General features: G+C 66.4%; 14 protein-coding genes. 8 read left to right on the top strand and 6 right to left on the bottom strand.

All coding sequences use genetic code 11. The features are described from left to right. Positions 1 to 45 precede the first annotated feature (45 nt). Positions 46 to 414 (top strand): Hpt domain-containing protein, encoded by a 369-nt coding sequence (locus ASG25_RS11770; protein ID WP_062473714.1) that lies wholly within the window; start codon positions 46 to 48, stop codon positions 412 to 414. A gap of 242 nt (positions 415 to 656) precedes the next feature. Further along, positions 657 to 977 (top strand): 2Fe-2S iron-sulfur cluster-binding protein, encoded by a 321-nt coding sequence (locus tag ASG25_RS11765; RefSeq protein ID WP_062473712.1) that lies wholly within the window; start codon positions 657 to 659, stop codon positions 975 to 977. A 423-nt stretch (positions 978 to 1,400) separates the two neighbouring features. Here the strand turns inward: ASG25_RS11765 and ASG25_RS11760 are convergent, their stop codons facing one another. After that, entirely contained in the window at positions 1,401 to 2,039 is a 639-nt protein-coding gene (locus tag ASG25_RS11760) for a DUF922 domain-containing protein (protein WP_062473710.1), read from the bottom strand. Between the two features lie 138 nt (positions 2,040 to 2,177). Between ASG25_RS11760 and folP the strand changes: the two genes are divergently transcribed. From folP to folK, 3 genes are all read left to right on the top strand, one after another. Then, entirely contained in the window at positions 2,178 to 3,041 is an 864-nt protein-coding gene (gene folP / locus ASG25_RS11755; protein ID WP_062473708.1) for a dihydropteroate synthase, read from the top strand. Between the two features lie 66 nt (positions 3,042 to 3,107). After that, complete coding sequence (folB, locus tag ASG25_RS11750) at positions 3,108 to 3,482, top strand: dihydroneopterin aldolase (RefSeq protein ID WP_062473706.1); 375 nt, start codon at positions 3,108 to 3,110, stop codon at positions 3,480 to 3,482. Next, the gene (gene folK, locus ASG25_RS11745; RefSeq protein WP_062473704.1) at positions 3,479 to 4,009 is read left to right on the top strand and encodes a 2-amino-4-hydroxy-6-hydroxymethyldihydropteridine diphosphokinase; all 531 of its coding nucleotides are present in this window, start codon (positions 3,479 to 3,481) and stop codon (positions 4,007 to 4,009) included. Before folB ends, folK begins: the two co-directional genes overlap by 4 nt. A 77-nt stretch (positions 4,010 to 4,086) precedes the next feature. Here the strand turns inward: folK and ASG25_RS11740 are convergent, their stop codons facing one another. Next, a complete protein-coding gene (locus ASG25_RS11740) occupies positions 4,087 to 4,644 on the bottom strand; it encodes a hypothetical protein (protein ID WP_062473702.1) in 558 nt (185 codons plus the stop codon). Between the two features lie 284 nt (positions 4,645 to 4,928). On the opposite strand from ASG25_RS11740, the gene ASG25_RS11735 reads away from it, so the two are divergent. Together ASG25_RS11735 and ASG25_RS11730 are read left to right on the top strand one after the other, a co-directional pair. Next, on the top strand, positions 4,929 to 5,804 hold the full coding sequence (locus ASG25_RS11735) for a cytochrome b/b6 domain-containing protein (RefSeq protein ID WP_062473700.1): 876 nt from the start codon (positions 4,929 to 4,931) through the stop codon (positions 5,802 to 5,804). Continuing rightward, the gene (locus ASG25_RS11730; RefSeq protein WP_062473698.1) at positions 5,801 to 6,592 is read left to right on the top strand and encodes a molybdopterin-binding protein; all 792 of its coding nucleotides are present in this window, start codon (positions 5,801 to 5,803) and stop codon (positions 6,590 to 6,592) included. The genes ASG25_RS11735 and ASG25_RS11730 overlap by 4 nt, the downstream gene beginning before the upstream one ends. An 84-nt stretch (positions 6,593 to 6,676) precedes the next feature. Here ASG25_RS11730 and ASG25_RS11725 read toward each other — a convergent pair whose 3' ends face one another. From ASG25_RS11725 to ASG25_RS11715, 3 genes are all read right to left on the bottom strand, one after another. Beyond that, positions 6,677 to 7,732, bottom strand: coding sequence for a TIGR01620 family protein (locus ASG25_RS11725; RefSeq protein ID WP_062473696.1), 1,056 nt, complete (start codon positions 7,730 to 7,732; stop codon positions 6,677 to 6,679). After that, the gene (locus tag ASG25_RS11720) at positions 7,729 to 9,216 is read right to left on the bottom strand and encodes a YcjX family protein (RefSeq protein ID WP_062473694.1); all 1,488 of its coding nucleotides are present in this window, start codon (positions 9,214 to 9,216) and stop codon (positions 7,729 to 7,731) included. The genes ASG25_RS11725 and ASG25_RS11720 overlap by 4 nt, the downstream gene beginning before the upstream one ends. A gap of 195 nt (positions 9,217 to 9,411) precedes the next feature. Beyond that, complete coding sequence (locus ASG25_RS11715) at positions 9,412 to 9,927, bottom strand: histidine phosphatase family protein (RefSeq protein ID WP_062473692.1); 516 nt, start codon at positions 9,925 to 9,927, stop codon at positions 9,412 to 9,414. A gap of 358 nt (positions 9,928 to 10,285) precedes the next feature. Here ASG25_RS11715 and dksA point away from each other — a divergent pair, with 358 nt between their 5' ends. Then, a complete protein-coding gene (gene dksA, locus ASG25_RS11710; RefSeq protein WP_062473690.1) occupies positions 10,286 to 10,705 on the top strand; it encodes an RNA polymerase-binding protein DksA in 420 nt (139 codons plus the stop codon). A gap of 84 nt (positions 10,706 to 10,789) precedes the next feature. Here dksA and ASG25_RS11705 read toward each other — a convergent pair whose 3' ends face one another. Continuing rightward, positions 10,790 to 11,887: a flagellar biosynthetic protein FliO gene (locus ASG25_RS11705; protein WP_062473688.1), complete on the bottom strand. Its 1,098-nt coding sequence runs from the start codon at positions 11,885 to 11,887 to the stop codon at positions 10,790 to 10,792. Positions 11,888 to 12,293: the final 406 nt, after the last annotated feature.

Here is a 12,293-nt window from a genome sequence, read left to right as displayed (position 1 = left end):
TCACGACAGACCGCAGCGACAAAAACAGGACAAGGAACACCGCGCATGGCCGCCCTCAATATAGCCTTCGACAGTCCCGAAACGGCACTCGACCCGCTTCATGGACGCGGGCGCCCGATCGACCTCGAGCATCTTGCCCACCAGACGATGGGCGACAAGGCGCTGGAGCTCGAGGTGCTGCAGATGTTCGCGCGCCAGTCGCGCCAGATCGTCAAGACGCTGATGGACGGCGATGCCGAGGTGCGCAAGGCCGCCGCGCACCGCCTGAAGGGTGCAGCGCTTGCCGTCGGCGCCTTCCCGGTCGCCGAGGTCGCCGCCGGCGTCGAAGACCGCCCGGAGGAAGCCGAGGGGCTCGCTGCCTTGTCGTCGGCCGTGCTCGACGCCGAGATCTTCATCCTGAAGCTTTGCCGCTAGGCTGACGCTCCCCGGGCGCTGCTCATCGACGACTCTCTCGGGCGACCCTCCCGGGCGAGCCATGAGCAGCGCCCAAGGCGATCGCCGCGGAGCAGGCGGGAACGTGTCTTTGGAGAACAACCGACCTGTTTTCTTGACGGCCCGTGCGAAACAGTGTGAGAAAAACGGGCACCCCTTTTTGCGGGCGCCTTGCCTCCCGGCACCGGCGGTCCCGCGCAGTCAGCACTCGAGACCGCACCATCATGACAAAACTCAGCATCATCGCCTTCGACGGCACCCGCCACGACCTCGAGGTCCAGACGGGATCGACCGTCATGGAAAACGCTGTCCGCAACTCCGTGCCCGGTATCGAGGCCGAGTGCGGCGGGGCCTGCGCCTGCGCCACCTGTCATGTCTATGTCGACGAAGCCTGGGCGGCGGCCGTCGGAGCACCGGAAGCCATGGAAGAAGACATGCTGGATTTTGCCTATGATGTCCGCCCGACCTCGCGGCTGAGCTGTCAGATCAAGATGAGCGACACGCTGGATGGTCTCGTCGTTCACGTGCCGGAACGGCAGGCCTGATCGCGCCCTGTTCTGCGCCGTGTCACAAAAAAAGCCCCGCCTGTCACAGGGACAAGCGGGGCAGGAGGGCGCATCGCACACAGGATGAGGGAGGGATCATCTGCGGCAACAGGATACGCCAGGAGAACAACGGGGTAGAGCAAGCATTTCCGATCGCGACGCGACCAAAAGTCCTGCAGCTCCTGCAATTTCATCATCAGCCTTACATCGAGAACGTCGCGGTTACGGCTCGCGTCTGCATCTCGGTGGCTTTTAAGCTTCGTCTATTCTTCGGTTTCGATAATGAGACTATAGCTCAACATCATCGTGTAGACTATCGCTAGAAATCACCAATGAGTTATTGCGCCCGTCCGTTGTGTGGACGTGCGGATTCCGAACCGGCGTCGGGTTCATTCCGGCCTTGCGCGTTTGGAAAGAGGCGTCTTAGCGCCGTTCGGACCCGGCCTTCTTCAGGCGCTCGAGGCGATACTGGAGGAGCCGGACCATGCGGACGTCGAAGTTGACGGCTTCGCGCCGGTCGAAGGCGGCCTGGTCCTTGTCATGCGCGGCGATCGCGTCTTCGCTGACGCGGGCGACGCGCGCCTGCATGCGCTCGCAATCCGCTTCCGGCTGCAGGGAAAGGAGCGCCTTCTCCATGTCGCGCGCATGATTGCGGGCAATCTCGGCGTGCCGTTCCTCATGGCGCTTGATGTCGCTCGACAGCGTGTCCCAGACGAGCGCAAGATCGCGGCCGGCCTTGTTGCGGTTCGTCCACCGCGGCAGGATGAGCTTCGTGTTGAGCGTCACACGGGCGCTGCCGACGGCGCAGAGACGGCCGCGGCGGACATAGCTGACCGTGCCTCCGAACTTGATGCGCGTGGCGCCCGGATGGCGTGCGCCGGTCTCGCGCATCTGCGGACCCTGCGACGACAGGGCCGCGTCGAGTTCGGCCGCGGTGTGGCCGCCGACCGCGAAATAGGTGATCGTCTTGTTCATCACCGTTTCCGCGCCGGCCGAGAGCGGTTCCGAGAGCATCACGAGCGCAGCCAGCGGAACAAGAAGGTATTTGCGGGCCGTGTTCATGGATAAGCTGTCTCGACGGTTGATGTCGTCCGAAGCTTGGGGCATAGGCTGGGCAAGCGCAACTGGAAATGCCCGCCGCCTGCAAACAAGGTTAGCGCGGCTGCCCCACAAGGTCGGCCCTTGTCGCCGAGATCCGTCATGGTTGATTCCATCAAAGCCGCCGACCCGTTTTCCGCCTTCGAATGGTCGCTCGCGCATGGGCGCAGCCTGACGCTCGGTCCGCGCGGCATCCTCATGGCGATCGTCAACGTGACGCCGGACTCGTTTTCGGACGGCGGGGCTTTTCTCGACGGCGAGCGCGCTTTTGCACATGCGCGACACTGCCTGGAGGCGGGCGCCGAGATCCTCGACATCGGCGGCGAATCGACCCGGCCGGGCGCCGATCCCGTGTCGGCGGCCGAGGAACAGGACCGCGTGCTTCCCGTGATCGCCCGCCTCCGGCGCGAAACGGACGCCGTGATCTCGGTCGACACCTATCGGGCGGAGACCGCGCGGCTGGCGCTGGCGGCGGGTGCGCACATCGTCAACGACGTGCACGGCCTGCAGCGCGAGCCCGACATTGCCGGCGTCGTGGCCGCTGCAGGTGCCGCGGTCTGCATCATGCACACCGGCCGCGGGCGCGAGAAAGCCGTGGACGTGATCGAGGATCAGAGGATCTTCTTTCGACGGTCGCTGGAGATCGCGGCCTCGGCGGGGCTCGGTGCGGAGGCGATCGTGCTTGATCCCGGCTTCGGCTTTGCCAAGGACACCGCCGAAAACTGGGCGCTGATGGCACGGCTCGACGCGCTGCACGGGCTTGGCCACAAGCTTCTGATCGGCACATCGCGCAAGCGGTTCCTCGGTGCGGCGACCGGGCGGGAGGCGGACGCGCGCGATGTCGCGACGGCCGCGACCACGACGGCCGCGCGCCTGGCCGGGGGTGCCATTTTTCGCGTCCACGACGTCGCTTTCAACAGGGATGCCCTGCTGGTCGCAGATGCTATTCTGGCGGCACGACCCTGACGCCTCGACTTTTCCAAGCGGCCGGCCTCATGCCGGGACCGCCTTTCCTCGGCAGGAGACCTTGTGATGACGCCGACCTACACGATCACGCTCAAGAACTGCGCCTTCTTCGCGCGGCATGGCGTTCACGACGAGGAGGAGTTTCTCGGACAGCGCTTCTTCGTCGATGCCGAACTGGTGGTCGAACAGGGCTCGGCTCTCCGGGATGACCGGATCGAGGACACGGTGCATTACGGCATCGCCTTCGCCGAGATCGAGAAGATCATCACCGGCCGCAGGCGCTACCTCATCGAGGCCCTGGCGCTCGAGATCGCCGAGATGCTCTGTTCGCGCTGGCCGCAGATCCACCGGGCAAGGATTACTATCCGCAAGCCGAATGCGCCCGTGCCGGGCGTGCTTGACCATGTCGCGGTGACCGTCGAGCACGTCGCCAAGCCATGACCGCGATCGATGACGGACGATGGCACCAGGCAGCGATCGGGCTTGGAGGCAATATCGGCGACGCCGCGACCGCCATCGCGCGGGCGCTGGCGCAGCTCGATGCGCGTTCCGACGTGACGATTCTCGAGGTGTCGCGCCTCTACCGGACGCCGCCCTGGGGAAAGACCGATCAGGACTGGTTCTTCAATGCCTGCGCGGTGGTGCAGACGACGCTCGACCCGCTGGGGCTTCTCGAAGCCTGTCTCGATGTAGAAAAGGCCATGAAGCGGCTGCGGCTCGAACGCTGGGGACCGCGTACGATCGATCTCGACGTCCTGACCTATGACACGATCACGATGGAGACGCCGGAGCTGACCCTGCCGCATCCGCGGATGACGTCGCGCGCCTTCGTGCTTTTGCCGCTGTGCGACATCCTGCCGGACCACGTGGTGGCCGGGCGGCGCATTGCGGCCTGGGCTGGGGATGCCGATGCGGCGGGCATCGAGCTGGCCGACGGTCGCGCGGACTGGTGGCGCGACCGGGTCTGAGTCCCATCACAGGTTTCCCGGGCATGGGGCCGCGGAAAGGCTCTGGGGGACAGTCGGAGACGGCGTCCCGGTCCGGTCTAGCGGATCGCGCCCACGGCCATCGAATCGGTCTGGCGTGTCAGGGCGACGCCGATGACGGGAACCATGGTCTCGTCGACCTTGACGGAAATGGTGATGTTGAGCAGCGAAGGATCGGACATACGGGCGATCATCGCCCCGTTCAGCTTCTTGCGGTTGATGCCGACGACGATCTTGTCCTTCGAGACATTGCCCGACACGATGTCGAGGCCCTTGCCGTCGGCGCCGTCGAGGAACGTGCCGGTGTAGCTGTTGCCCTTCTGGCTGATGACGGCCGACATCGGCTGCTTGAAGACGCCTACACGGCAGAAGCCGTCCAGCTTGATGCCGGTGGCCTCGGTGGGTTCCCCCGAGAGTTCGCAGGTGAATTTCGTGCCCTTGTACTTTCCGGCGACGATTTCGCCGGGGCCTTTCCACTGGCCACCGACCTGCTCGAAGAAGGCCTGGTCGCGGCCTTCGGCAAGCGCCGGGGCAGGGACGGCAGCCAGGGCCGAAAGGGTCAATGCGGCGATACAGGCGGCAGGGCCGCGCGCGATCAAAGAAGGGCGCGAAAACATGGGCGATCCTTGAGGGTCGGTGTCGAGAACGTGATGTGACATTGGCACTTGAATGGTTAATGGAGCGTTTCAGTCGGCCAAACGGCGCGCGCAAACAGCGACGATCCGAGAGAGCGCTGCAGATTTGCAACGCTTTCTCTCCGTCGCGGCCACGCGCACTTTCCATGGCCCGTGCGCAGGCATTTTGGTAGGCTGCAGCATGCGCCTTCAACACGCGCCTTCACTATGCGCTTTCACTATGCGCTGGGGATCGCAAGCGGCGATCACGGCGGGGGAGATCATCGATGACGCCTGTTTCCGAGGAAGCCGGTTCCGGCACGACACGCAAAGGTCGGCTGATCTACCGGCATGGGATCATGACGCGGCTGACGCACTGGGCGTGGGCCGTCGCGCTCTTCTTTCTGCTCCTGAGCGGGCTGCAGATCTTCAACGCCCATCCGACCCTCTATATCGGGGCACAATCGGGCTTTGCCTTCGACAACAGCGTCCTGAAAATGGATGCGATCTATGGGCCGGACGGGAAGCCGCAGGGTCGCACGACCGTGCTCGGCCACAGCTTCGACACGAGCGGCATGTTCGGCATGAGCGGGCCGGCGGAAAACCCCTCCTATCGCGGGTTCCCGGCCTGGGCGACGATCCCGTCCTATCAGGATCTCGCCACGGGTCGCGTCGTGCATTTCTTCTTTGCCTGGGTGCTGGCATTTACGCTGCTCGTCTGGCTTGCTTCCGCGATCGCCACCCGCCGTCTGCGGCGCGACCTCCTGCCGTCGGGCCGGGAGCTTCGTCACATTCCGCGCGATATCGCCGACCATGCCCGCCTGCGGTTTCGGCATGACGGCCGCTACAACGTTCTGCAGAAGCTGTCCTACGGGGGTGTGCTCTTCGTTCTCTTCCCCCTGGTGATCCTGACGGGGCTGTCGATGTCGCCGACGATGAATGCCGCATGGCCGTTCCTGCTTGATCTCTTCGGCGGACGCCAGACGGCGCGCACACTGCATTTTGCCTGCATGCTGGCGCTCGTCCTGTTTTTCGTCGTGCATCTCCTCATGGTGCTGCTGGCAGGGCCGCTGAACGAGTTGCGCTCGATCATCACGGGGCGCTACCGCACGCGGGACGATGCGCTTGCGACCGAGGCCGTTTCCGGAGATCCGAGATCATGAGCCGAACCTTCCTTGCCAATCGCCGCCGCTTCCTCACGCTTGCCGGCGTGGCCGCCTCCACCGTGCCGCTGTCGGGCTGCGACGCCTTCGATGGTCTTCTCTCGGGCGACAGTGCCGTCCGCCGGACGCTCGCCTCGGCCAACAGCCTTAGCTATCGCGTCCAGCGCATGCTGGCGGGCGACAGGCTCGCGCCGGAGTTTTCCGCCACCGAGATCCGGCAGGGGCAGCGTCCCAACGGCTCCACCGATCCGAACGGCGCCGATTATCTCGCGATGAAGGCTGCAGCGTTCGCGACCTACAGGCTGCCGGTCACAGGGCTGGTGGAAAAGCCGCTCGACCTTAGCCTCGACGAGATCCGCGCCATGCCTACGCGGACCCAGATCACCCGCCATGACTGCGTCGAGGGCTGGAGCTGCATCGCCAAATGGACCGGCGTCCCGCTCGCGACCATCCTCGACGAGGCCAGGGTGCGGCCGGAAGCCCGCTATGTCGTGGTCCGCTGTTACGACGCGATGGATCTCGGACAGGGCGGACCGACGCCCTACTACGAATCGATCGACCTGCTCGACGCCCGCCACCCGCAGACCATTCTCGCCTATGGCTGCAATGAGGAGACCCTCTCGGTGGCAAACGGTGCGCCGCTGCGCATGCGGGTCGAGCGGCAACTGGGCTACAAGATGCCGAAATACATCAAGTCGATCGAACTTGCCGCGACGCTGGCCCCCTATGGCGGCGGCAAGGGCGGTTTCTGGGAAGACGTCGGCTACGACTGGTATGGCGGCATCTAAGCCGTCGATCGCGCTCTCGCCGGTCTTTCCCGGCCTTTCAGCGCACGGCGCGCCCGCGCTGATCCTGCCGCGGCCGGACCGGTGTCAGACGTCGTCCACGACCGGCTTTCTCTGGCCGGGTGTGAGGTCGCCGATGAAGTCGCCGACGCCCGGGCGCTTGAGGGCGCGGAAGGGCATGGGGCGGCAGAGATCCATGGCGGCGATGCCGATGCGGGCCGTCATGAGGCCGTTGACGACGCCTTCGCCAAGGCGGGCCGACAGCTTGGATGCGATGCCGTGACCGAGGACCTGCTGGACGAGACCGTCGCCGACGGCAATCGACCCGGTAACGGCAAGATGGGCGAGGACATCGCGGATGAGGCGGACAAGGCCGAGCGTCCCCGGCCGGCCACCGTAGAGGTCGGCCATCGCGCGAATGAGGCGCGACGATTCGAACACGACATAGCCGAGATCGACCAGGGCACGCGGGCTCACCGCCGTAACGATCGAGACGCGCTTGGAGGCGTTGAGGATGAGGGCGCGCGCTTCCCGGTCGAGCGGCGTCAAGAGTTCGCGCTCGGCAAGGTCGATCAGGTGGGGGCCATCGATGATCTCGCCCTCGGTCGCCTTCAGCCGCTCGCGGCCGCGGGCGGTCTCCGGGCGCGCGGCAAGATGGTGCACCAGGTCCGCCACGGTCTTGCGCGCGACCGCATGGCCGCTTGCCGCGACCGCGGCGCTCACCTCCGCCTTCAGGGCCTGGACGGCTTTCAGCCGCATCAGGCCGAGCACCTCCCGGCCGATGATGCCGAGAACCGCGAGCACGACGATGGCGGCGGCGGCGATGGCGATGAAGCCGAGCGCGTCGTTGCGCGAGAACAGGTCGCGCACGAGGCTGTCGATCCAGAGGCCGAGGGCGAGCGACACCAGGACGCCAAGCGCGCCGAAGGCGAGCTTTGCCAGCGAGAAGCGCCGTTTCGGACGCCGCTCCTGCAGCGCCGTGACGATCGGGGTCGAGAGCGTGGTCTCGGCGAAGGGATCGTCTGCATCCGGCGTCAGGACGACGCCGTCACCGAAGCTTGCCGGCGCGCGCTTCGGTTGCGGGCTTGCCGGCGGTTCTCCCTCGATGGTGAAGGCGGCGGGTCGGCGGGGAAGGTCGCTCATGCGAGACGGTCTCCGAACAGGAACTGCATGGCCCGATCGAGCCGGATATGCGGGACGGACAGCTTCAGCCCGCCGCCGGTCTCCTCGATATGGGGCGGACGGAAGCGCACGAAGTTCACCTCCGGCAGATGATCAGGCCCGTCGTCGGGCTCGGGGCCAGGCCCGGACCCAGCCAGTCCGTCGGCGTGCTTGCGAAACAGCGTATCGGGATCGCGCGGCAGGTCGCCCGGAAAGATCGCCGTCTTGCGCTCGCCGTCGAAGAGTTCGCCATTGATGCGTTCGCCGGCGATGGGCGTACCCACGATGACCGGCAGGGGGTGGCCATCATGGTTGACGGTCGCCTCGCGCGTGGCGCGCACCGATGCGAGCGCCATGACCTCGACGCCGGCACCGCTTCCACCGATGCGTTCCACCGCCCGGGCGACGATGCGCGCCGTGATGCGTTCCAGCCGGTCGTGGCTCTCGTGATGCAGGTGGTCGGCCTTGGTCGCGGCGATGAGCACCTTGTCGATGCGGCGGGTGAGAAAGGACGACAGGAAAGAATTCGTTCCCGGCTGGAAGCAGCCCATGACGTCGGCCAGAGCATTTTCCAGATCGAGCAGGGCCTCGGGGCCACGGTTGATCGCCTGCAGCGCGTCCACGAGAACGATCTGCCGGTCGAGGCGGGCAAAGTGCTCGCGGAAAAAGGGCTTCACGACATGGGTCTTGTAGGCCTCGTAGCGGCGCTCCATCATGGCGTGTAGCGAGCCGGACGCGGCGCGGCCGTCCGGCAGATCCGGCAGCGGGGCGAAGGTGAGGGCGGGGGAGCCCTCGAGATCGCCCGGCATCAGGAAGCGCCCGGGCGGCAGGGTCGACAGCGAGCGCTCGTCCGTGCGGCAGGCGCGCAGATACCGCGTGAAGGCGTCGGCCAGCGCCCGCGTGCGTGCTTCGTCCGCCTCCGCGCCGGCCTGCGTGGTGTCGCAGAGCGCCAGCCATTCGGCGGACAGCTCGCGGCGGATGCCGCTGCGGGCCCGCGCGACCGTGGCGGCACTGAATTGGCGGTAGTCCTGCGAGAGCAGCGGCAGGTCGAGCAGCCATTCGCCGGGATAGTCGACGATGTCGATGGACAGGCGGCCGGGCGAAAACATGCGGTTCCAACCGCTGGCGCTTTCATAATCGAGCGTGATCCGCAGCTGCGAGATGGCACGGGTCGAATCCGGCCAGACGCGGTCGCGCGCCAGGGCCGTGATGTGATCCTCGTACTGGAACCGCGGCACGGCATCGTCCGGCTGTGGCTCCAGCCGGATCTTCGACACGCGACCCGAGCGAACGGGCTCAAACACCGGGAGGCGGCCGCCGTTCAGGAGATTGTGGACGAGGGAGGAGATGAACACCGTCTTGCCCGCCCGCGACAGGCCGGTGACGCCGAGGCGCACGGAGGGATTGACCAGCCCGGCGGCGCGATCGGTGAGGGTATCCAGAGCGAGCTTCGCATCATCGGACATGCGGGTAAGAAATGACACGCGGCGGGGCTTCCCTCTTGAGAAATCGATGACATGCGCGGAGATCCGGGCCGCAGCGACCCGGATTCGGGACGATGTTCGGGCCGGAGACCCGAATGCGATATAGGGAGCCGCACGCTCGGCGGAAAGATGAACGGGACGGTTCTCGAGACCGGCGGCCGGTCGCATCCTCGCGGTTTACGGTTTGAGGACCGCCACCAGCCGGCTCGGACGCTCGTCCGGGGCGCCATCCTGCCTGCGGGCGATCGCAACGATCATTCCCGGCAGGAAACCGGCCGGCAGGGCGCCCGCCGCGACCGTCGTGCCGAGACACTCCCAGGCCAGTTGCTCGAGGATCGGGTTGTGCCCGACGATCGTCATCGGCAGGCCAGGGTCGGCTGACGCGCCGTGGTCGTCGATGGCGGCGAGATAGGCATCCAGCCCGCCATCGTAGAGCGGTGGCGCAAAGGAGATCGATGCCGAGGGCGCGGCGCCCTGCAGAATGCCGGCGGTCTCGCGGCAGCGGCGGGCGGGCGAAGAGATGATGTCGCCGAGAGACCAGCCTTGGTTCGCGAAGAGGTCGGCAACGCGCGCCGCATCGCTCCGACCGACATCGTCGAGGGTCCGATCAAAGTCCCTTTCTCCGGCCCTTGGGGCTCCCGCACGCGCATGACGCACGAGAAACAGGGCGGGATGGGACATTTCGGACGACATGGATCGGGCACCGGACGACTGCGATCCGGTCTTGTCTCCCGCGCGCCGGCAAAGATCAAGCGCCCCGACGAATTCCCCAGAGCTTTGCGGGGACGAGCTGACGGGCGCGCGAAAAAGATTGCCCGTTTTTTGGGCCGCGATTGTATCCTGTGTGATCCCGAACCTGGCGTGGCAAGGCAGCGCGTCGGCGTCGACCCACCGAGTGGCTGTCATGGTCTTGTAATTCTGGTGAAATATGAGGCCGCTAGCTTCGTTTTCGAGCAATTTGAAATATGCGCGCGGCTCTTGCTGAGACTTGAAACACGCAGTTCATAGGTCTATAGACCCGCCGCATGAGATGTTCTTCAGGAGAATCGCGTTGAGTGAGAAGATCGATCTTGGTACCTTCGTTCTTTCCGAAGACGATGAATTCATGAATTCCAACCAGCGCGCCTATTTCAGGGCGAAGCTGAATGCCTGGAAGAACGATATTCTCCGGGAAGCGCGCGAAACGCTGGGCCACCTTGCCGAAGAAAGCGCCAACCACCCCGATCTTGCCGACCGCGCCTCTTCGGAAACCGATCGTGCCATCGAGTTGCGCGCGCGGGACCGCCAGCGCAAGCTGATCTCCAAGATCGACGCCGCATTGCAGCGGATCGACGAGGGCACGTACGGTTACTGCGAGGAAACGGGAGAGCCGATCGGCCTGCGCCGCCTCGACGCCCGTCCGATCGCCACCCTCTCCATCGAAGCGCAGGAACGCCACGAGCGCCGCGAGAAGGTCTATCGCGACGAGTGATCGTTCGCCCCGACCGATCCGTCCTGTCCCCTGCCAAATGGTCGCCTCCGGCGGCCATTTTTCGTGACGGACGAGGCGCTTGCATCACGCCTTGCGGTCGTTCCCCATCTCGCTGAGCATCCGGTTCATCTCTTCCTCCAGCGTCGGCTCCTTGCGCGGCGCGGCGCGGGGCGCTTCGATCGAGGGCGCGCGGGGTGCGGGGTCCGCTGCGAGGCGGCCGAGATCCCCGGAAATCTGCGCGTCGAGCAGGCGCTCGAAATCGCGGGCCTCATCGCGTCTGCCGGCTTCGGCGGCTGCGGGACCGCCCTTGGCCGCAGCCGCGGGGGGCGACGATGGCACTGGGGATGTCGCGTGCGACGGGGCCACCGCGGCGGGCGCGGCGGCGATCTGCGGGAGAACGCGCGCACGGGCGGCCTCGAGGATGTCTTCGGGCGCGGCGCGGGGTGCGGGCGCTGCTGCGCGCGGGGTCGTGCTGGGCGATGCAACGGCCCGGGCGTCGGGCGCGGTTCGCGGCGCGCTTGCTTCCTCTCCATAGAGCGCCTGGCCCATGTTGGACACGCCCGTCGCGGCGACGGCCGGAGACGGTGCGGCCGGGCTGGATGGGCGCGCCACGGGACGGGTGTCCTGCCGGGTCTCGAGACGGGTGTCTTGCCGCGCCTCGGGCCGCGCATCGGGCCTGGCTTCGTTACGGGCATCAGGCCGGGCGGCCGGTCGCGGCTCGGCACGGGTCTCCGCCGGTCGCTCCTGCGCGATCCGTGCGGCGGGCGCGGGCAGGGCGTCGGCCCGCGGGGGTCGGGCAAGGTTCGCCGGCGCGGCTTGAGGGGCGATCCGGGCCGCCGAGGGTGCGGCTGTGATCGCTGCGTTTCCGGCGTTCATCGGTTCCAGTCCCGGATTGGCGCCGACGATCCGGCTTTCGATGACGATATCGGTCGGACCGCCGATCATGATGAGATGCTCGACATCGTCGCGACGCACGAGAACGAGGCGTCGGCGGGTGTCCACCGCGGCAGCATCGAGGACGGCGAGGCGGGGCTGGCGATTTTTGCCGCCGCGGATGAAGGGCGACGAGGCGCGATTGCGCATGAACCAGAGGACGGCCACGAGCAGCAGCAGCCCGGCAGCCACGGCGACGGCCGCGATGATGAACCGACCGCCGTTGTTGCCGACGACATCTTCAAACATCTTCGCTCTCCTCGTCTGAAACGGACGGCGTGGGACGACGCCGTAAAATGGGAATTGACGTCTTTTTGCCGGTGGAAACAAGCCGTGAGAACGCGTTGTCCCGGTAAATGGAGCGGGAGGCGATTGCGTCCAGAGATCCAGGGGTGGAAAACCGGCCGCATCGCGCAAATCGCGGCGGACGCTTCCGCTCCGGTGCCGACGGTTGCGGGCGCAGGCTGAGGCGGTCCTTTCGAGACGTATGCCCGAGGAGGCAGGCGACCGGGCAAGCGAGCAGCTAAGCGACGGGGCACGCACGCGGCCGAAGGCCGGAACCCGTGCTGGAATAGGTCCCATTCGGCTACGATCCCGAGATTCCTTGTGAATTCGGATCGGTTTTGTCCCGGTAACCCTCTGAGAACGCTTTGTC

Origin of the sequence: Rhizobium sp. Leaf384 (assembly GCF_001424065.1) — a bacterium.
Classification (GTDB): domain Bacteria; phylum Pseudomonadota; class Alphaproteobacteria; order Rhizobiales; family Rhizobiaceae; genus Ferranicluibacter.
Note: the sequence above shows the minus strand (reverse complement) of the source record. Positions and strands in the feature narration are given on the sequence as shown.

Bases quoted from the DNA above. Each gene is read 5' to 3' on its own strand.
- ASG25_RS11715 (WP_062473692.1), bottom strand. From the start codon at position 9,927: ATGTCGTCCGAAATGTCCCATCCCGCCCTGTTTCTCGTGCGTCATGCG.
- ASG25_RS11770 (WP_062473714.1), top strand. From the start codon at position 46: ATGGCCGCCCTCAATATAGCCTTCGACAGTCCCGAAACGGCACTCGAC.
- ASG25_RS11720 (WP_062473694.1), bottom strand. From the start codon at position 9,216: ATGTCCGATGATGCGAAGCTCGCTCTGGATACCCTCACCGATCGCGCC.
- ASG25_RS11725 (WP_062473696.1), bottom strand. From the start codon at position 7,732: ATGAGCGACCTTCCCCGCCGACCCGCCGCCTTCACCATCGAGGGAGAA.
- folK (WP_062473704.1), top strand. From the start codon at position 3,479: ATGACCGCGATCGATGACGGACGATGGCACCAGGCAGCGATCGGGCTT.
- ASG25_RS11730 (WP_062473698.1), top strand. From the start codon at position 5,801: ATGAGCCGAACCTTCCTTGCCAATCGCCGCCGCTTCCTCACGCTTGCC.
- folB (WP_062473706.1), top strand. From the start codon at position 3,108: ATGACGCCGACCTACACGATCACGCTCAAGAACTGCGCCTTCTTCGCG.
- ASG25_RS11735 (WP_062473700.1), top strand. From the start codon at position 4,929: ATGACGCCTGTTTCCGAGGAAGCCGGTTCCGGCACGACACGCAAAGGT.
- ASG25_RS11705 (WP_062473688.1), bottom strand. From the start codon at position 11,887: ATGTTTGAAGATGTCGTCGGCAACAACGGCGGTCGGTTCATCATCGCG.
- folP (WP_062473708.1), top strand. From the start codon at position 2,178: ATGGTTGATTCCATCAAAGCCGCCGACCCGTTTTCCGCCTTCGAATGG.
- ASG25_RS11740 (WP_062473702.1), bottom strand. From the start codon at position 4,644: ATGTTTTCGCGCCCTTCTTTGATCGCGCGCGGCCCTGCCGCCTGTATC.
- ASG25_RS11760 (WP_062473710.1), bottom strand. From the start codon at position 2,039: ATGAACACGGCCCGCAAATACCTTCTTGTTCCGCTGGCTGCGCTCGTG.
- ASG25_RS11765 (WP_062473712.1), top strand. From the start codon at position 657: ATGACAAAACTCAGCATCATCGCCTTCGACGGCACCCGCCACGACCTC.